Origin of the sequence: Parendozoicomonas sp. Alg238-R29 (assembly GCF_947331445.1) — a bacterium.
Taxonomy (GTDB): Bacteria; Pseudomonadota; Gammaproteobacteria; order Pseudomonadales; family Endozoicomonadaceae; genus Sansalvadorimonas.
The window spans coordinates 18,413-37,016 of record NZ_CAMZOG010000021.1 but is presented as its reverse complement, the minus strand read 5'-3'; the positions used below and the strand labels follow the sequence as shown (position 1 = coordinate 37,016).

Annotated in this window: 14 protein-coding genes; 10 read left to right on the top strand and 4 right to left on the bottom strand. The window is 47.5% G+C overall.

The window, feature by feature from the left end; all coding sequences use genetic code 11:
• Window positions 1-118: 118 nt before the first annotated feature.
• The 6 genes from QMA35_RS07475 to QMA35_RS07450 all read left to right on the top strand — a co-directional run bounded on the left by QMA35_RS07475 (window position 119) and on the right by QMA35_RS07450 (window position 9,018).
• Window positions 119-631, top strand: a complete 513-nt coding sequence (locus QMA35_RS07475; protein ID WP_281646518.1) for a hypothetical protein — start codon at window positions 119-121, stop codon at window positions 629-631.
• Between the two features lie 111 nt (window positions 632-742).
• The gene (locus tag QMA35_RS07470; protein ID WP_281646517.1) at window positions 743-1,624 is read left to right on the top strand and encodes a class I SAM-dependent methyltransferase; all 882 of its coding nucleotides are present in this window, start codon (window positions 743-745) and stop codon (window positions 1,622-1,624) included.
• Window positions 1,625-1,898: 274 nt separating this feature from the next.
• Window positions 1,899-3,440, top strand: a complete 1,542-nt coding sequence (locus tag QMA35_RS07465; protein ID WP_281646516.1) for a Re/Si-specific NAD(P)(+) transhydrogenase subunit alpha — start codon at window positions 1,899-1,901, stop codon at window positions 3,438-3,440.
• Window positions 3,441-3,452: 12 nt separating this feature from the next.
• Window positions 3,453-4,844, top strand: coding sequence for a Re/Si-specific NAD(P)(+) transhydrogenase subunit beta (gene pntB, locus QMA35_RS07460; RefSeq protein ID WP_281646515.1), 1,392 nt, complete (start codon window positions 3,453-3,455; stop codon window positions 4,842-4,844).
• 635 nt (window positions 4,845-5,479) lie between these two features.
• Window positions 5,480-6,106, top strand: coding sequence for an endonuclease (locus QMA35_RS07455; RefSeq protein ID WP_281646514.1), 627 nt, complete (start codon window positions 5,480-5,482; stop codon window positions 6,104-6,106).
• Between the two features lie 62 nt (window positions 6,107-6,168).
• Window positions 6,169-9,018 carry an insulinase family protein gene (locus tag QMA35_RS07450; protein ID WP_281646513.1) on the top strand — a complete coding sequence of 950 codons (2,850 nt, stop codon included), beginning with the start codon at window positions 6,169-6,171 and terminating at the stop codon, window positions 9,016-9,018.
• A gap of 42 nt (window positions 9,019-9,060) precedes the next feature.
• On the opposite strand, the gene QMA35_RS07445 is transcribed toward QMA35_RS07450, so the two are convergent.
• A complete protein-coding gene (locus QMA35_RS07445; protein ID WP_281646512.1) occupies window positions 9,061-10,842 on the bottom strand; it encodes an acyl-CoA dehydrogenase C-terminal domain-containing protein in 1,782 nt (593 codons plus the stop codon).
• Between the two features lie 249 nt (window positions 10,843-11,091).
• On the opposite strand from QMA35_RS07445, the gene QMA35_RS07440 reads away from it, so the two are divergent.
• Together QMA35_RS07440 and QMA35_RS07435 are read left to right on the top strand one after the other, a co-directional pair.
• Window positions 11,092-11,352, top strand: a complete 261-nt coding sequence (locus QMA35_RS07440; protein ID WP_281646511.1) for a hypothetical protein — start codon at window positions 11,092-11,094, stop codon at window positions 11,350-11,352.
• On the top strand, window positions 11,336-12,025 hold the full coding sequence (locus tag QMA35_RS07435) for an acyloxyacyl hydrolase (protein WP_281646510.1): 690 nt from the start codon (window positions 11,336-11,338) through the stop codon (window positions 12,023-12,025). The genes QMA35_RS07440 and QMA35_RS07435 overlap by 17 nt, the downstream gene beginning before the upstream one ends.
• Window positions 12,026-12,037: 12 nt before the next feature.
• Here the strand turns inward: QMA35_RS07435 and QMA35_RS07430 are convergent, their stop codons facing one another.
• Window positions 12,038-12,349, bottom strand: coding sequence for a DUF2288 domain-containing protein (locus tag QMA35_RS07430; RefSeq protein ID WP_281646509.1), 312 nt, complete (start codon window positions 12,347-12,349; stop codon window positions 12,038-12,040).
• Between the two features lie 398 nt (window positions 12,350-12,747).
• On the opposite strand from QMA35_RS07430, the gene QMA35_RS07425 reads away from it, so the two are divergent.
• Window positions 12,748-13,419 (top strand): chorismate mutase, encoded by a 672-nt coding sequence (locus tag QMA35_RS07425; RefSeq protein ID WP_281646508.1) that lies wholly within the window; start codon window positions 12,748-12,750, stop codon window positions 13,417-13,419.
• 61 nt (window positions 13,420-13,480) lie between these two features.
• Here QMA35_RS07425 and QMA35_RS07420 read toward each other — a convergent pair whose 3' ends face one another.
• Entirely contained in the window at window positions 13,481-15,274 is a 1,794-nt protein-coding gene (locus QMA35_RS07420; RefSeq protein ID WP_281646507.1) for an acyl-CoA dehydrogenase C-terminal domain-containing protein, read from the bottom strand.
• Between the two features lie 267 nt (window positions 15,275-15,541).
• Complete coding sequence (locus QMA35_RS07415) at window positions 15,542-16,285, bottom strand: hypothetical protein (RefSeq protein WP_281646506.1); 744 nt, start codon at window positions 16,283-16,285, stop codon at window positions 15,542-15,544.
• Window positions 16,286-16,516: 231 nt separating this feature from the next.
• Here QMA35_RS07415 and QMA35_RS07410 point away from each other — a divergent pair, with 231 nt between their 5' ends.
• Window positions 16,517-18,262, top strand: a complete 1,746-nt coding sequence (locus tag QMA35_RS07410; RefSeq protein ID WP_281646505.1) for a peptidase inhibitor family I36 protein — start codon at window positions 16,517-16,519, stop codon at window positions 18,260-18,262.
• The last annotated feature ends 342 nt before the right edge of the window (window positions 18,263-18,604 follow it).

Genomic DNA, 18,604 nt, shown 5'->3' with positions numbered 1-18,604 from the left:
CGGCGAACTTTAGCAAAAATGCAAAAAAACAGCCTCTGATTTCCTGTTTATCCTGTATCTGAATGTGAAACCAAAGCGCACAACTCTTACATTCCCTTGAGAGAGGCAAGAGATCGATATGCCTTTATCCCAGACTGATCCTTCTGCACCAACACATATTATTTCAGGAATCACCGGCCAGGCTGGCCCAGTTACCTACACTACAGAGTCTTGGATGGGGTATTTCGCCAATCACCAGCTTGATTTCAAAAACAAACGCCTGCTGGATTTAACTATTCCAGGGAGCCACGATACAGCCACTTACACAATGCAGTCCGGTGCGGGTGCCAGCATGCTGGCTGCGGTGGCTCGGCCATTTACTGTTACACAAACATGCTCGTTGACAGATCAATTCAAGCTGGGGGTTCGGTACTTTGATATTCGTATAAAGCGGGCATCTTCCAGTGCAGAAGATGCAGAATCACTGGTGTTCTTCCATGGTGCAGCCACCAGCGCCAGGAATATTGTCTTCCCCGAACTGAAAGGGTTCTTTGATCATATCCGTACAACCAAAGAGATCGTGATTCTCAAGTTCCACTTCAACAAACCAGCAGACTTTAAACTTCTGATTTTGGTGAAATATTCGGGCTAGGATAAAGGCACAGTATTTTCATACAATACTGCGCCTTTATTCCATCCGGCCAGTTCTCCGATGTCTGCAAACTTTTCACCCTTACAATGCCTTAACGAGCACCTGCAACACATGACGTTGGGAAGTGATGTAGAACGCCTTTTTCATGGGCGGGGAGGCTTAATCGCCGGATGTGAACAGATTACCATTGACTGGTATCCACCCGTTTTACTGTTTACCGCGTTTAAAGAGATAGCCCCGGATTTCCGCCTGCAAATAGAGACCCTTCTGAAAGATCTCTGGAGCGGATGTTGGAAGCAAACCGAAAGTATAAATCTGGTATTCCAGCAGCGTGGTCAGGGAAAATCCTCTGTAGAGCTGGTTTCTGGGGGAATTCCTGCTCACCATGTTGTGGAAGAAGATGGCCGCAAAACTGTTGTTCATCTCATGCGTGGGCAGAATCATGGTTTGTTTCTGGATATGCGCAACGGACGACAATGGGTTAAGGAACATTCTAAAGGAAGAAAGGTTTTAAACCTGTTCTCGTACACCTGTGCTTTCTCTGTCGCTGCAATGAAAGGTGGCGCAACCGAGGTTGTGAATATTGATATGAGCAAAGGCGCATTGGCAATTGGCCGGGAAAACCACCAGCTGAATGATATTCACAGTGGTGTGCGTTTGCTTGGGCACGATATTTTCAAATCCTGGGGCAAACTTCGTAAACTGGGGGCTTACGATCTGGTTATTGCTGATCCGCCCAGTCACCAGAAAGGTAGTTTTGTCGCTACAAAAGACTATGCTCGACTACTTCGAAAAATTCCCGAGTTGGTAAACGATGGCGGAGATGTACTGCTGTGCCTGAATGCACCTCAGCTCTCACGGAAATTTCTGATGGAGCAGGTAGAAGAGGAGTGTCCTGAATTGAGCTACGTAGGGCAGGTTCCCAACCCAGGTACCTTTCAGGATTTGGATGCAGATAGAGCACTGAAGGTGTTGCATTATTGTAAAAGCTAGAACCCCAGATGCTGTTGCGGCAGGGGGGAGGTACCAGATTTCCATCAGCCGAGCACACCCTACCATCGAAGGTCTCGCTGAATGTGTAACGACTATGAGTACACAATGTTTCTGTGTGCTTATCGGGCACAGGTCTGCAGATATAACAGTCACAACTGGCTATTTCCGGCTATAACACTGGGTTGTATAACCTAACCTGAATGATCAGCCCGTTTTCCGTTACGGACTCGGTAAGTTCTAGCTGCAACGGGCTCAGACTGCTGCGAGGACAATCATGAAAATAGTGATCCCTGAGGAAATATCACCTCAGGAACTACGGGTAGCTGCAAGCCCTGCCAGTGTTGGCAAGCTAATAGATCTAGGGTTTGATGTCTGCGTCCAAGCCGGTGCCGGGCAGAAAGCCAGCTTCACAGATCAGCTTTATCAGGACGCCGGCGCAGAGGTTGTAGCAGACAAAGCGGAACTCTACGCCAACGCGGATTACGTTCTGAAGGTAAACGGGCCAACAAACGACGAAGTCCAGCTTTTTAAAGAAGGCACTACCCTCATCAGCTTCTTGTGGCCAGCTCAAAACCCGGAACTCCTTGACAAGCTGGCGGCTAAAAAACTGAATGTTCTGGCTATGGACTCTGTGCCTCGCATCTCCCGGGCACAGAAGATGGATGCACTCAGCACCATGGCGAACATTGGCGGTTATCGTGCTGTTGTGGAAGCCGCTCATCACTTTGGTCGTTTCCTGACTGGTCAAATCACCGCAGCCGGTAAAGTTCCACCGGCCAAAGTTCTTGTTATTGGTGCCGGCGTAGCCGGGCTTGCAGCTATCGGAACAGCCAAAAGCATGGGAGCCATTGTTCGCGCCTTCGATACTCGAATGGAAGTGCGCGAGCAGGTTGAATCTATGGGGGGTGAGTTCCTCACCGTAGATATCGAAGAAGATGGCGCTGGCACGGGTGGCTACGCCAAGGAAATGTCCAAAGAATTTATTGAAGCGGAAATGGCTCTGTTCCGGGAGCAGGCTCAAGAGGTGGATATTGTTATCACTACCGCCCTGATTCCGGGCAAGCCAGCTCCCAAACTGTGGAAGACCGATGCCGTTCAGGCGATGAAAGAAGGCTCTGTTGTTGTGGATATGGCAGCAGAACAGGGCGGTAACTGTGATCTTACTGTGGCCGGTGAAGTGGCGGTGAGAGAGGGCGTCACCATTATTGGTTACACTAATCTGGCAGCCCGCCTGCCCGGCCAGGCTTCTGTGTTATATGCCCAGAACCTTGTACACCTTCTGGCTGAAATGACCCCGGAGAAAAATGGTCAGCCAGTAATTGATATGGAAAACGAGGCCATTCGCGGAGCCACCGTTGTTAAAGAAGGAAATATCACCTGGCCACCACCGCCACCAAAGTTAAGTGAAGCACCTAAAGAGGTGAAAAGAGAATCTGCGCCACTTCCCCCACCAAAAGAAGAGAAAAAGCCAACCGGCGCTGGTGCGATTATTGGTTTCTGGGTTGTTGCGGGCATTATTCTGTTTGTACTTGGCAAATACTCACCGCCTTCTTTCCTCTCTCACTTTATGGTGTTTGTACTTTCAGTCTTTGTCGGTTGGCAGGTTATCTGGAATGTTTCTCACTCATTGCATACACCGTTAATGAGTGTGACCAATGCCATATCGGGCATCATTATTGTTGGGGCGCTGTTACAGATCAGCAGTGGTTCGTGGCTGATTTCATTACTTGCGTTTGTTTCCATCCTTCTTGCCAGCATCAATATTGTCGGGGGCTTTCTTGTCACTCGTCGTATGTTGGCAATGTTTCGTCGCTAAGGGAGAGCAGATATGGACGGCATTGTTTATATGGCCTATCTGCTGGCCGCAGTTTTCTTCGTTCTCAGCCTTAAGGGGTTAAGCGCACACGAATCTGCTCAGCAAGGTAACTATTACGGAATCGCCGGTATGGCGATTGCTGTACTGGCAACTATCGCTAGTGATGCAGTAACTGGATACTTCATGCTGATTGTTGCTGTTGGCGTAGGTGGTTTTATTGGCATGCAGAAAGCCAAATCTGTTGAGATGACAGAAATGCCTCAGCTGGTTGCATTACTGCACAGCTTCGTAGGCATGGCAGCAATCCTAATCAGCTGGTCGGGATATATTGACCCGGCTGCCAGTGAGCTGACTGGTGCAGAACTCACCATACATCTGGTTGAAATCTATTTGGGTATATTTATTGGTTCGGTGACGTTTACTGGTTCACTGGTTGCCTGGGGCAAGCTGAACGGACAAATCTCCGGAAGCCCCCTCATTCTGCCCTTTCGCCATGGGATGAATGCAATAGCCATTTTGGTTTGTCTGTGGATGATGACCTACTTCGCATCAAATCCACACACAGCTCTTTCAACCTTCATGCTGATGCTGATGACCGTGATTGCGCTGGCCTTGGGCCTTCACCTCGTTGCAGCTATTGGTGGGGCAGATATGCCAGTGGTTGTTTCCATGCTGAACAGCTACTCCGGCTGGGCCGCAGCAGCCACTGGCTTTATGCTGGGGAATGACCTGTTGATTGTTGTTGGTGCTCTGGTGGGTTCTTCCGGTGCAATTCTCAGTTATATCATGTGTCAGGGAATGAACCGCTCCTTTATCTCAGTAATTATGGGTGGCTTTGGTACGGATAGTGCCAAAGCTCCAGTGGCCAGTGGTGATCAGGGTGAAGCGACAGAAGTTTCGGCAGAAGATGTTGCCGATGATTTGAAAACCGCCAAGAGTGTCATAATTGTTCCAGGCTTTGGTATGGCTGTTGCCAAAGCACAGCAGGTTGTTAAGGAGTTAACAGAAACCCTGCAGAAAAATGGCTGCACGGTTCGTTTTGGTATTCATCCTGTTGCTGGTCGTCTGCCTGGTCATATGAATGTGCTATTGGCCGAAGCTGATGTACCGTACGACATTGTTCTGGAGATGGATGAAATCAATGACGATTTCCCGGAAACAGATATGGTGTTGGTGATTGGAGCAAACGACACGGTTAACCCTGATGCACTTGAACGACCGGATTCACCTATTGCAGGTATGCCGGTGTTAAAAGTGTGGGAATCCAAACAGGTTATTGTGCTTAAACGTTCACTGGCCTCCGGTTATGCTGGCGTTGAGAACCCACTGTTCTTCAAGGAGAACACCCGTATGCTGTTTGGTGATGCCAAAGACAGTGTGCAAAAAGTTTTGAAGAACCTTTGACCCACCAAAGCAGGTTCATAATGAAAGGGTGCTGACTTCAGCACCCTGTGAGAAAAATAATAATGAAAATGTTCCAAAAGCAGGATCCTTATGTGATCAGCTGCGAAGCCAACACTGAATATAAAATCTGTCGCTGCGGTCAGACCCATAACCCACCCTATCACGACTCAGAAAATTGCCGGTGCAAACCGTATACTCTTTGTTATCAGCAGAAAACATTGCAATGGGTTTGCGGCTGCGCCAAATCAAAAGAAATGCCACTCTGTGATGGGGCTCATAATCCGCGAAACGAGATGACCATCTGGGAAGCTATTAAGGATATTGTATGTGGCGGGAAGAGCCGCTAGTTAGTGGTATTAACTGAATATCCGGACAGCCTCTTCCCCTACGGAAACGTCCCAGCCTGCCCGTCATGCAGATAGCTATTTCATCGATTATGAGCACGGGCATTATCCTCACAATCCTTTACTCGTAACTGCATCCCTGCAGCGACAACCCTTGTCGCCTACCCGTTATTCTTAGCATTAGACTATTTTTAGTGACGATCTCATTACAAGCTTTATGCTCGAAAGGCTTTATTCCTTTCGGGGAAATCCCTAGACTGGAGTTGTGATCCAATTTGCGTATTACAGACCATGAAAAAAATAATAAAATCGTGGATGGCTGTGGTGGTATTGGTACTGCCTTTCGTTCCTGTCCAGGCAAATGACACAGATGATCTGCTCCTGTCTCTATACCCGAAGGGTGGGAAGTCTTTCTTCTGCAAAAGTAAATTCACTAAAATTAACAGCCGTATTCGAAGTACTCCGCTTTATTCCCTGAGCTATGTTCGAAAAGAACTCGGTTGTGGGACCGATTCCCAATGCCAGAGTAATAGCCGTTATCGTTTGATTGCTGCAGACCTTCATAACCTGTATCCCATGCAGGCCAGCGTTAACTTGAAAAGACGTAATGCTGAGTTTGGAAACATTGCTGAGCCGGAAGTGCCTGCAGCCATTAAGCGAGGGTGCGAGCTTTATAAATCGTTTCAGGATTTGGAGCCTTCAGATGCACTCAAAGGTGATGTTGCGCGGGTTTATCTCTATATGGCAACAACCTACGAAGTGCCTTTGAAGGGAGAATTTAAGACTATGCTTGAGTGGCATCAGCTCGATCCCCCTGATGATGGAGAGCGGGACAGAAATAACCGGATAGAAGCCATTCAGGGAACCCGGAATATTTTTGTCGATTCTCCAGAGCAGGCGTCTGCCCTGAATCTGTAACTTCTGGGTTTTACGGTCTTTCTGCCGATAGAAAAGCTGATCACCTACTGCAGGGTCAGCTTATGTATCGCTTTCTCAAGAGTTTTGTTTTTTTCTTTCTTGCCCTGTTTCTGCCGGGTGTCGCTTCGGCGGCACCTGCACAGTACCCGGAAATTGTTAAAAGCCCTCATGACACCCGTTCATACAGGTATCTTGAACTTGAGAATGGAGTCAAAGTGGTTTTGGTTCATGCTCCAGGCTCAGAAACAGCGGCAGCAGCAGTGGGAGTACATGCCGGGCATCAGCAAACTCCCGAGGAATGGCCAGGGCTTGCGCACCTCCTGGAACACATGCTCTTTCTGGGAAGTGAGAAATATCCTGATGTCGACAGTTTTGATGGGTTTATCTCAGAGCAGGGTGGTTTCAGTAATGCCTTCACCTCTGAAACAGATACGGTTTACTACGTTAACCTGCCTGATTCCAAAATTTTTCCTGCATTGGAGCGAATGTCCTGGTTCTTCATCGCTCCCCTTATGAATCCAGAATATCTGGATAGAGAACGCCATGCGGTAGATGCTGAATTTCAGATTTACCGGCAGAAAGATACCCGGCGCATTTATCAGGTAGAAAAGGCAACACTAAACCCCAAGCACCCTATGCACAGGTTTGCAGTGGGCAACCTGCAAACACTGCAGGATCACAATGGTTTAATTCTCAGGGATGCCTTGCTGAAGTTCCATAAGGATTGGTATGTGGGAGAAAACATATCTATATCGGTCGTGAGTGGTCGTAGTCTTGATGATATGGAACTGTCGATTAAAACGCTTTTTTCAAAAATTACAGATCGGGCTTCAGTTCACCGGCAAACACTTCCTCCCAAATATACGGACAACGAAGTAGGCATACGTATTGATGTTCAATCTCAGCAACAGCATAAACAGATGGACCTTATTTTCCCGCTTCCTGCTAATAAAGATTACTTAAAAGAGAAAAATACGCTCTACATTACCCACCTTCTTGCTCATGAAGCCAAAGGTTCCCTGAATCAGGTACTAAAAGACAAAGGATGGATACAGGGTATGAATGCATGGGGCGAAGATAATGGCGTTGATGCAGTGCTAAGGGTTGCTTTGAAGCTGACAGAGGAAGGCTACAAACATATTGAAGCTATTGCCGGGCAGGTTTTCTCGTACATCAAACTTATTCAGGAAAACGGTGTTACTCAAAAGTACTTTGATGAACTTCAACGAATACAAGAGCTACGCTTTCGTTTTCTGGGGGAGGCCTCACCTGAGAATACCGCTGTTCGTCTTGTTACAGCCATGCCGGATCTTCCTCCGGATCAACTGATACAAAGCCGGTTTCTTATCCACCAGTTTAAACCGGAAAAAATCAAGAAAACGTTATCTCGACTCACTCACAAGAATATGAGGCTCAGGGTCATCAGTAATACTATTCCGCCAGTGTCAGACAATGACATTCTCTCAGAGCCCTGGACCGGAACGCATTACAGTCTCAGAAAGTTAACACCTGAGCAAAAAAAATTAATGGTGTATGCCTCTCCTGATCCGGAACTTTCTTTACCGCCCTTAAATCCTTTTATGCCGGAAGACCTGACGGTTCTTAAAGAAGAAAGTGCACCGCTACCGGAACTGTTAAGTCGCGACAAAATGGAGGTTTGGTTCAAGCATGATAACCAGTTCAACCTGCCTCGCAGTGAAATGTATGTACAATTCATAATGTCTCAGATTTCGGAAGCTCCCCGGCAAAAAATGTTGTTTGCTCTGTTCAGCAATATCATGGATAGCAATCACAGCGACTCGTTTTACCAGGCCCGTTTGGCTGATCTCGATTATGGCCTTGATTCGGAAAACCAAGGCTTTGTGCTTACGGTTTCCGGATTCAATGACAGGCTTCCCATGTTCTTCCTGACTTTGTTAGAACGGCTAAAGAATTTCTCATTTGAAGATGATGCGTTCGAACAGGAAAAGGCTGCAATTATTGAGAGCTTGAGTAATGCAGATTTTCAGGACCCTCTGTCTCATCTTGTGAGAGCTTTTGCCAAAATTCGGTATCAGTATTCCTCGTCACCGGAAGAAGCACTGGCAGAGCTCAACACTATAACGGCCAGCGAACTGCGTACGTGGCATGAAACACTGTTTACCAACTTTTCCATGAAGGTTCTCTTTCATGGAAACATGACCAGAAAATCTGCAGAGAGTTTAATGAAATCGCTGTCGGACTTTGCAGGTAGTCCTGTTAGTAAACCAAGAGACATGGTGAGGAAAATTCCACTGAAGCTTGCCAGGGGGCTGTGTTACCGCAGTTACAGCAACAGTGATTCATCATTTTTTCAGATCACTTCCGCCAACAAAAAGGATATGAAAACCCGGGCAGCGTTTCGCATACTCACTAACCTGCTTCATATGCCTTTCTACACCCAGCTCCGTACCAATGAGCAGTTGGGTTACACCGTTATGGCCCAATTCTGGGAAGACCTCAGTTATCCGTCGTTAGCATTTTTTGTGCAATCACCGGATCGCGATCCAGACTATCTGGATCAGCGAACCAATTCTTTTCTAACGACTTATCAGGAGATTATTCGCAGTATTGACCAGGAGCAGTTGGATAATGTGAAGAAAGGAATGATTGCCAATTTACTGAAACCTAACACCAGTCTCTCTGCGCAGACTGTGGATTATTGGAATGACCTTTCCACTGGTTTTATCGACTTCGATCAGACAAAACAGTTGGTAAAAGCGATTGAGAACTTTACCGTGGCAGATCTCCAGCAAGTATATTCAGTCTTACTTTCCGGGCAGAGCCAGCTCAAAATTTACGGTTACAGTAAGGGGCATGAACCAGATATGGCACCACTGTCTTGTGATGAACCTGTCTTTCTTAAGCAGTTTTCAGAAATAATCAGGCATTAAAAAAGCCAGCAAAATGCTGGCTCTTATCGTGAAAACCTTCAATCAGAATTGCTCAGCAGTCAGCTCAAACAGAGGTTCTGCGCCGGAACGCACCGCCTTGCTCAAACTGTCGATACGAGGCAACAGTCGTTTGAAGTAGTAACGGGCAGTGGTTAACTTACCTTGGTAGAAGTTTTCTTCTCCGGAAGCCTGCAAGGCAACTGCTGCCATGCGCGCCCACATGTAGGCGTAAGCGACGTAGCCAAAGGTGTGCAGATACTCAACAGACGCTGCACCTACCTCATTTGGATTCGTCTTCGCACTTTCAATAACCGCTTTGGTCAGACTTTCCAATTCAGCAAGAGCTTCAGCCAGAGGCTTGGTGAACTCTTCGAGTTCTGCTGGGCCATCGGAATCAAGGAAGCCACGGATTTCATCTGCAAAAAGGCCAAACAGCTTGCCGCCATTGGCAAAGGTCTTACGACCCATCAGGTCGAGTGCCTGAATACCATTGGTGCCTTCGTAAATCTGGGCGATACGCACATCACGAACCAACTGTTCCTGGCCCCACTCGCGGATATAACCGTGGCCGCCAAACACCTGTTGGCCCTGAACACAGTTTTCCAAGCCAACATCTGTGAAGAATGCTTTGGCCACAGGAGTAAGCAGAGCAACCAGGCCTTCAGCCTTCGCTTTTGCAGCTTCGTCTTCAGCATGCTTGGCGAGGTCGAGTTGCATACCAACATAAGTTGAGAAAGCACGGCCGGCTTCAGTAGTTGCCTTAATGTTCATCAACATACGGCGAACATCGGGGTGAACAATGATTGGGTCAGCAGCCTTGTCTGGCTCAGCTGGGCCAGTTGGCGCACGGCTTTGCAGACGATCTTTGGCATACTCAACAGCACTCTGGTAACTCATCTCAGAGCAGCCCAGCCCCTGAATACCGATAGACAGACGCTCGTAGTTCATCATGGTGAACATGGCTGCCAGACCCTTGTTCAGTTCTCCAACCAGATAGCCCTTGGCACCATCAAAGTTCATCACACAGGTGGCGGAGGCTTTGATACCCATCTTGTGTTCGATGGAACCACAAGACACAGCATTCTTTTCACCCAGAGAACCATCCTCGTTCACCATCAGTTTGGGAACCAGGAACAGAGATATACCACGTGGGCCAGCAGGTGCATCTGGGAGCTTAGCCAAGACAAGGTGAATAATGTTTTCGTTGAGGTCGTGTTCACCGCCGGTAATGAAAATCTTGGTACCGGTTACAGCATAGGAACCATCAGCTTGAGGCTCGGCCTTGGTGCGAATAATACCCAGGTCTGTACCGGAGTGAGGCTCGGTCAGGCACATGGAGCCGGACCATACACCAGCATACATGTTAGGCAGGTATTGTTCTTTCAGTTCATGACTGGCGTGAGCGTTAATGGCAAGGCAGGCACCGGCAGTTAAGGTTGGGTACAGAGTGAAAGAGTTGTTGGCGCTGTACATCATCTCTTCAAATTGCACAGACAGCATTTTTGGCATACCCATGCCGCCAAATTCAGGGTTGCCCCCCAAACCACCCCAACCACCTTCGGCGTAAGTGGCGAAAGCTTCTTTAAAGCCCTTGGGAGTTGTTACAACACCGTCATTCCAGACTGCGCCTTCTTCATCACCGGAACGGTTGAGTGGAGCCAGTTCACGGCTGGTCAGTTTTGCACCTTCTTCGAGAATGGCTTCTGCAGTTTCGGGGTCAACCACTTCAGCCAGTCCAGACAGGGAAGCCCACAGCTCGCCAGCGCCAAAGACTTCATTGAGCACGAACTGCATATCCCGCAACGGAGCCTTGTATTCAGCCATGTTCTACCTCTGTGTGATTTTGTCTTTATAGGTGTTGAAACAGAGCGCACCCTGCCTCTTGTAAGGGTTGGTACGTATCATACTCGCTATTGGCTCACCTTCAAACGAGCGTTTGACTGAAATTTTCAATCTGATTAACCAATAGAGCCAATGACTCAATTTACTGACTCTGACTGGTTATTTTCTAAGCGGATGTTTACATTAAAAGTGCTGTTTTATCGTTTATGGCCATTGCCGAAGGAGTGGCGTATGAAGGTTGTATGGCTGATGCTGCGAGTCTGGCTGGATCATCATCTGCTTCCTGTGTGGATGCATGATCGCAGCCCTGAAGGAAGGCATCCATACAGACGACAGTTCACCCGTCGTTATCAGCTCAAACGTGGAATCGTAAAAGGCATTTGGATTTGTGCTGGCCTGTTGGTTCTGATTAACCCTGTGCTCCATATACTTCTGGCCATTGCGCTGCCCACTACACTGTTAAGTTTCGCGATTCTTGACGAAACTCGTTAACCTTTTTGTTTCTCAACCAGAAAAGCTTGTAGCCGATAACGTTTCAGACACTTTTGGAATGGATACTGGCTCTATGCTTACCCGTTTAAAACTGCAACTGACTCTTATTTTGGTTTTATTGGGCAGTACTGCTGTCAGTCATGCTGAATGGCTTGATGGTGTGATTATTTCTGGTGGTAAGGATTTCAGCAGCAATGCTGATTTAAACAGCTACAGAGTGTCGGCCATTAAAAACTGGGATTCGCGCTGGTTTAATGAAGGAGGCTGGTACATTGGTGGTTACTTTGATCTCTCTGTTAATCACTGGAAAAGCAAACTCTCCAGTGGTTCTGGAGTCAGTGCTAAGGGCCGGGATCATATCAATGCAATAGCTTTCTCACCGGTATTTCGAGTGACCAGAAAATCTCCCTGGTTTGGTTCATTCACACCTTTTGCAGAAATGGGCATTGGTTTGTCTTATCTCTCTGCCAGTACACTGAAAGCCAAAAATAATGATCCGGTTGATCTCGGTATTCGTCTTCAGTTTGAAGACCGCATCGGTTTTGGCTTTCAGTTTGGTGAGCGTCAGCAATACCAGGCTATCTTCAGGGCTTTCCATTATTCCAATGCCAACCTGCATAGCGATAATGATGGTTTTAATTTGAGCGAAATCGCATTTGGCTGGTCATTCTAACCAGCCTTTTCATTATGCCTTGGGTTCTTCCTGAACCAGAACCCAAGGGGCTGCGGCGACAGCCCACATAGTTATATCCTGTTCGTGCCAGGTTCTGGCGTCATCATCTGTTGATTTTCTTATATCCCCGCTTTCCAGCCATACCTTTACCTGTTCAGCGAGGTCATCAACAAAGGCTGACGCCACGGTGACAAGGTCGATATTTGGTGAAATAACCAGCACAACACCCTGAGCGTACAAACGTTGCAGTTCATTCCAGGGGATTTTGGCCGTTTCCAGATTCAGCTTTTCTGCAGTTGTCAGAACAGTATCAACATCAGTCATCTTTATTATCACTTATACAGCAACCACTCTTGGGAGGCAGTCTGGCATAATCGGTGTGTTGAATGAACAGGAATAATAGAATTTAAAGGCAGAAACGCATGTCTGAATATGGCCGATAAATAAGAAGCATCATTCCAGAAGATATTTCTTCCACCACCTGTATCTACAATCACTATTTTCAACACTTCACCAGTACTTTTGAAGAAGAGCTGGCTTCGGAGCCACAAATAAAAGAACGGGTTCGCAAGGTTACGGAGGATTCTACGGCTTTCCCCTGGCTGATGGCGATCGAGAATGGCTCTATACCAGCTATTGGCAGAAAGAGCTTAACAAATAGCTATAGATCTACTGAGCAAAGCCGAAACTTCCAGCATAAGGGCTTTGCAAAGGTTTTGGCTATGAATACCGATTTCTCACCGATTGTACCGTCGCCATCTGGTATTCATTTGTTGCCCGGTGACCGTAAAGCCCCTCAGGGCAAAGCGCAGTCAATGTTGGCACAAGCTGACATGGATACGGGGCCAAAGGCTTCAAGGCCACTCCACACCATGGCTGTTCGGGCTCTGGACCTTTCTGATACTGCCGGGAGAGAACAGATAGAGAATCTTCTTGTTAAAGTCTGTGAACGACTGGGATTTATGCCGGAAATGGGGCGATTAAAAAAAGGTTACGGGGCTCCCATACTTGATAAGACTCAGGAAGAACGTGTGCTTGCAGACGCTCGAATTCAGGCAGATAGATATGGTCTTCCAGTGGATCTTGTGCTTCACCTGACTCAGGTGCAAATGGACGCAGCCAAAATACTTCAGGAGGGTGTTAAAAAGCCTGAAAACCCTATAAGTGAAGCTGATTTTAAAGCCGCTCAAGAAGCACTAAGAGAAAGAATTTCAGCAAAAACTGCAGAGGTTTACACGGCTCTTAAACCTTTGGTTAATTATTTAGAGTTCAAAAGCGTTCAGAATGAAATCGCGCGACAGTTAGAGAATTCTCCTCCCAGTGATGCATGTAAGAACAAATATGTGGCAGAGCTTTTAAAAACGGCTTTTCAGCCGCAAACCATTCTCCATTAAAAAGCGGGCTCATTTGAGCCCGCTTTGGCGTTTCAGGAATTATCCCTGGTCGCTACTTCGATTAGAAGTTAGCGGCATCCATAGCCATAACACTGTCGGCGCCAGCTTCGATACAAGCTTTATGCATTTGTACGCGTGGCAGAATCTTCTGGAAGTAGAAATCAGCAGTCTGAATTTTGGCTGTGTAGAAGGCTTCTTCAGTTGTTCCTTCCGCCAGCTTGGCTTTTGCCAGACGAGCCATATCTGCCCACATAAAGGCCAGAACAACGTAGCCGGAGTACATCAGGTAGTCGACAGATGCGGAACCAACTTCTTCACGGTTCTGCATAGCCTTCATGCCTACCTTCATGGTGATGTCGCCCCACTCTTTGTTCAGAGCTCCCAACTGTGGGATGTAAGCACTCATAGCTTCGTTGTCAGCGTGTTCTTTGCAGAACTTGTGAACAACTTTGGTGAAACCTTTCAGAGCTTCGCCCTGGCTCATCAGAACCTTACGGCCCAGCAGGTCAAGAGCCTGAATGCCGGTAGTACCTTCATAAAGCAGGGAGATACGTGCATCACGTACGTTCTGCTCCATGCCCCACTCACTGATAAAGCCGTGACCACCGTAGCATTGAACGCCGTGGTTAGCAGCTTCAAAGCCAGTTTCAGTGATGAATGCCTTGATGATTGGCGTCAGGAAACCCAGCATGGCATCTGCGGCCTTACGCTCTTCTTCACTTTCTGCGTGCTGCATAACGTCTACTTGCTTGGCTGCATAGTAAACCAGGGCACGGTTACCTTCGGTGAAGGCTTTGATAGTTAGCAGCATACGACGAACATCAGGGTGTACGATGATCGGATCTGCAGGGCCGTCAGGGTTCTTTGGACCAGTCAGAGAACGCATTTGCAAGCGATCACGGGCATAAGTCAGAGCACCCTGATAAGCCACTTCTGCGTGAGCCAGACCCTGCAGGCCAGTACCCAAACGTGCAGTGTTCATAAAGGTGAACATGCAGTTCAGACCTTTGTTTGGAGGCCCAATCAGGAAACCTTTCGCTCCATCAAAGTTCATCACACAGGTAGAGTTACCGTGGATGCCCATTTTGTGTTCGATAGAACCACAGGAAACAGCATTACGCTCGCCTGCAGAACCATCTTCATTAGGCAGCTGCTTGGGAACGATAAACAGGGAAATACCTTTGGTGCCCTGAGGAGCATCTGGGAGGCGGGCCAGTACGATATGGACGATGTTGTCGGCCATGTCGTGCTCACCAGCGGAGATGAAGATCTTGGTACCAGAAATGCTGTAAGAGCCATCAGCGTTTGCTTCAGCTTTAGTACGCAGCATGCCCAGGTCGGTACCACAGTGAGGCTCAGTCAGGCACATTGTGCCAGTCCATTCACCGGTAACCAGTTTGGTCAGATAAGTTTGTTGCTGCTCAGAAGTACCGTGGGCGTGCAGAGTATTCATGGCACCGTGGCTCAGGCCAGGGTACATACCCCAAGACCAGTTAGCTTCACCAATCAGTTCACTCATAACGAGGTTCAGTGATTCAGGCAGGCCTTGACCACCAAACTCAGTATCGTGAGACAGGGAAGGCCAGCCGCCTTCAACAAACTGCTCGTAAGCAGCTTTAAAGCCAGTTGGGGTTTTCACACCATCTTCAGACCAGGTGCAACCTTCCTGATCACCAACCTGGTTCAGAGGAGCAATAACCTGCTCACAGAATTTGGCGCCCTCTTCCAGAATGGCATCAACCATATCTGGAGTTGCGTCTTCAGCACCAGGCAGGGAGGCGTAGTGCTCTGGATAGTTCAGGAGCTCATCGCGTACAAAGCGGATGTCACGCAAAGGGGCCTTATATTCTGGCATGGCTTGTGACCTCGGTATTTATGATTCTGGTGGTCGGCTTGAGCCGCTTCTTGTCACCCGTTATTCAAGTATAACAGGCGGATTAAAACAGGTGTTTGAAACTTACGTATGGATACCTACTCTGTCAAGGGCTTTCCGAAATTCTTTAAAGCCTCTCAACTGCTCTATTCTGGGCGTTTGTAACTTTAAACAAGTGTTTTAATTATGGATTTTACGTTCAGGAAATAGATTTAGATCATCAGAAAATACACTGATGAAAAAGGAGGGTTATGGGAAGCGGCTGGCCATTTCGCGGAAGGAATCCCATTCAAGCACTTTAAGGAGCTGTTCCATTTTTTGGTTGAATGTTTCGTCATTTTCATCCAGTGCCCTTATTTCTTCTTCAGTTAGGTAGGCACTGAACTCATAAAATGGCGCTTTGCCAAACTCATGCTCCTGAATATAGCTGTGGGTTTTTCTTTTCTGGGCAATTAGCTCGGTAGCATAACCAAAAGCAATGACCTGCATGTCTGTGAACTGCTCGTAAGCCCGAACCCATTCTGCCCAGGCACTCTTGGAGGATTTTTTCTCATAGGAGGAGTAACGTAATCCAAGATTGAGGAGATCAAGAGTGGGCAACAGTTTGTAGTGTTGAGCGTGGGCCAGCTCATGAGCGACAAGTCCGGTAATAGCATCCTTGTCTATCTCATCGTCACGACTGAACGTTAACAGCGTGTAGTTAAGGTTGATCTGGGCACCACTGACACTCAACCCTGAAAACATTGGGGTCGTGTTTCCCAATCGGTTGGTGAGTTTGAGAACATATTTCTGAGTGTCATTGTTAATTTTGTATTTCCGGGTGATGTTGTCCTGCACTTCCATCAAAAGAGCATAGTGGCTGCTGATTTCTTCATGTTGTTCCGGTGTCAACTTTACCTGTTGAGCCATAATCACCATGCTTTGATGAGAGTCGGCGCATCCTAAGAGCCAAAATACAGTCGGTACCCAAGTTGCCCATTTGATCAATTCCATTCGATCACTCCTTAAGTGCTGAGCTCGATGTTTAATTGTGAATACACCCTATCTCTAGCTGGTCATTATTTTTACATCCTGCTAATCACTATGGCAGACGAGCCATTTTACCTTCACAAAAGCATCATTAAACTGCAAAAACCGTAGTCAATGATGGCCTAGTGAACCCGTTTCGGGTGCAGGTCTTATTTCTCACGGTAGACAAAAACAATAATAAGAAGGATATCTTTTATGACGCGCCTGCGCTCTTTTCTCTCTGGGTTTGCTTTCATAGCATCCGCCTCGGGTCTGGCAAGCACCACTTATGCAGAAGACAAAGTCTGCTTCTACGAACATTCGGAGTATGAAGGAGCTGAATGGTGTTACGGCACGGGAGATAATGGCTGGATAGGCTCTTCCCGCAATGACAAAGTTTCCTCCATAAAACTCTACGGTGATGCTTACGCCACGATTTATGAGCATGGCAACTACGGTGGCAAAAAAACCGTAGTTATGGGTAACACCTATAGAATGGATGACCTGAATGATGGCATCAGTTCATTCAAGGTGCGTACCCGCAATACCGATAACTTTGCTTGCCTGTTTGAGCATCCAGGTTTTCGAGGCACCCCATTTTGCCTGGAAGAAGGTCAGTTTAGCTCTGATCTTAATGACTACACACTGGGTAGAAATGAAGCCTCATCTGTGATGGTTGTAGGCAAGGCCGATGTGTATGTGTATGAGTACTCGAATCACCGAACAGATAGAAACTGGCGTATTCTGACCCGCAGCACTTCCAATCTGGAAGAGCGTCCGGGCAGCTGGGTGGAAGATAATATTGATTCTGTTCGTGTTCTTGCCCGATCCGCCAGTGCTGGAGAAAAGGCGCTGGATATAAATGAAGCTATCACCGCTAAAGCGCCGATTCGTCAGACAACTGTACTGGGCTCACACAATGCCTTTAACAGTACAGCTTACTTCAGCGGTCAGTTGATTCCTGGTCCGAACCATCGTCGAGCCATGATTGAGCAACTTCAACTCGGCGTACGATTCTTTGAACTAGATGTTCGTAAGGGTGATCGTCAAACCAAAGTTTGTCACGCTACGGACTGCGGTCAGAGAGAAACAACCCTGCGTCGTATGCTGGGTGAGGTTGATAGCTGGTTAAAAGGTGCAGACGACAACGATGTTGTGTTCTTCTTCCTGCAAGATGACTTTGGTGGAGACAATTCGGGCTATCAGCAGTTGAAGAACGATGTTGCCTGGATGGGTGATCTGGTTTACACCATCGACTCCTGTCGAACCGTGCCAACCAGTTTGACCTTTGACCAGGTTCGGGAAAGCGGAAAACGGGTGTTCTTCTACAAAAGTGGTGGTAGCACGGGTTGCAGTACAGCTTCCAATGTAATGTTAGGCAGTAGCTTTGAGAGAAATGTTGGTGTGGCATCCATTAACGTGAATGATAACCACATTAAGACAGATCGCTTCACGCGCTCTCAGGAATGCCATAATAACTTCTGCCACGATGTTGTCAGCGCAGATGAAGCTCGCACGGGCATCGAGAATGGTGTGAACTCCTTCGGTCTGGATATGCTGGAAGAGAGTGATCTTGATAGCAGCAGTGGTCGTTTGAATAAGCAACTTTGGGGCATTGGCCCAGAGGATACCTATAACGCTTATGCTAATGGCCGTACTGTATCCTTTTGGGAATATGGTGACCGCTTTATGCGCTTGGACTGGTCAGGTAACAGCAAGGCTTACGCATGTCGGTTGGCGAATGGTGATTGGAGTAGAACCAATGCCGGAGGTGTCGCCTGGAATGGCGCCAGCGCTTGCGCCAATGAATTCCCAGGTTCAACCTATGATGTACCTCTGAATGCCGCTGAGGCCAGGAAGTTCCGGGAAGCACTGGATCCAGGTGCTGCTGTTCATGTGAATTTTGGTGTAACTGGTGGGCAGTGGAAATCTGGCCTCTGGGGCGTGCTGGGTAGCCGTTAACCCATCAGCTGACGATTTCCTTAAAGGATATCGTGGCCAAGTAAAAACGGACACCTGATTAAGTTGCGTTTTTCACACGTTGATTTTCAAAATGACTGGGCTGCTATAACCCAAATACGAGAGCAGTCGATGGACATTGTAGAACATAATGTAATCGACTATATCTCGTATGACATTCTTTCGGGTATTGGAGTTATAGTGGTCAGTCTGTTCACGTTTCAGGCTGCCAATCCTGCTGAGAACGTCCCTTGGCGATTCAAACTACTGGATTCAAACTACTGGATTCAAACTACTGATTGGTACTTGCAGTGTTCGAGCAATATAGGTAACTGACTGATTTTC

Bases quoted from the DNA above. Each gene is read 5' to 3' on its own strand.
- QMA35_RS07455 (WP_281646514.1), top strand. From the start codon at position 5,480: ATGAAAAAAATAATAAAATCGTGGATGGCTGTGGTGGTATTGGTACTG.
- QMA35_RS07420 (WP_281646507.1), bottom strand. From the start codon at position 15,274: ATGCCAGAATATAAGGCCCCTTTGCGTGACATCCGCTTTGTACGCGAT.
- QMA35_RS07415 (WP_281646506.1), bottom strand. From the start codon at position 16,285: ATGGAATTGATCAAATGGGCAACTTGGGTACCGACTGTATTTTGGCTC.
- QMA35_RS07425 (WP_281646508.1), top strand. From the start codon at position 12,748: ATGAATACCGATTTCTCACCGATTGTACCGTCGCCATCTGGTATTCAT.
- QMA35_RS07440 (WP_281646511.1), top strand. From the start codon at position 11,092: ATGAAGGTTGTATGGCTGATGCTGCGAGTCTGGCTGGATCATCATCTG.
- QMA35_RS07430 (WP_281646509.1), bottom strand. From the start codon at position 12,349: ATGACTGATGTTGATACTGTTCTGACAACTGCAGAAAAGCTGAATCTG.
- QMA35_RS07475 (WP_281646518.1), top strand. From the start codon at position 119: ATGCCTTTATCCCAGACTGATCCTTCTGCACCAACACATATTATTTCA.
- QMA35_RS07445 (WP_281646512.1), bottom strand. From the start codon at position 10,842: ATGGCTGAATACAAGGCTCCGTTGCGGGATATGCAGTTCGTGCTCAAT.
- QMA35_RS07470 (WP_281646517.1), top strand. From the start codon at position 743: ATGACGTTGGGAAGTGATGTAGAACGCCTTTTTCATGGGCGGGGAGGC.
- pntB (WP_281646515.1), top strand. From the start codon at position 3,453: ATGGACGGCATTGTTTATATGGCCTATCTGCTGGCCGCAGTTTTCTTC.
- QMA35_RS07465 (WP_281646516.1), top strand. From the start codon at position 1,899: ATGAAAATAGTGATCCCTGAGGAAATATCACCTCAGGAACTACGGGTA.
- QMA35_RS07450 (WP_281646513.1), top strand. From the start codon at position 6,169: ATGTATCGCTTTCTCAAGAGTTTTGTTTTTTTCTTTCTTGCCCTGTTT.
- QMA35_RS07410 (WP_281646505.1), top strand. From the start codon at position 16,517: ATGACGCGCCTGCGCTCTTTTCTCTCTGGGTTTGCTTTCATAGCATCC.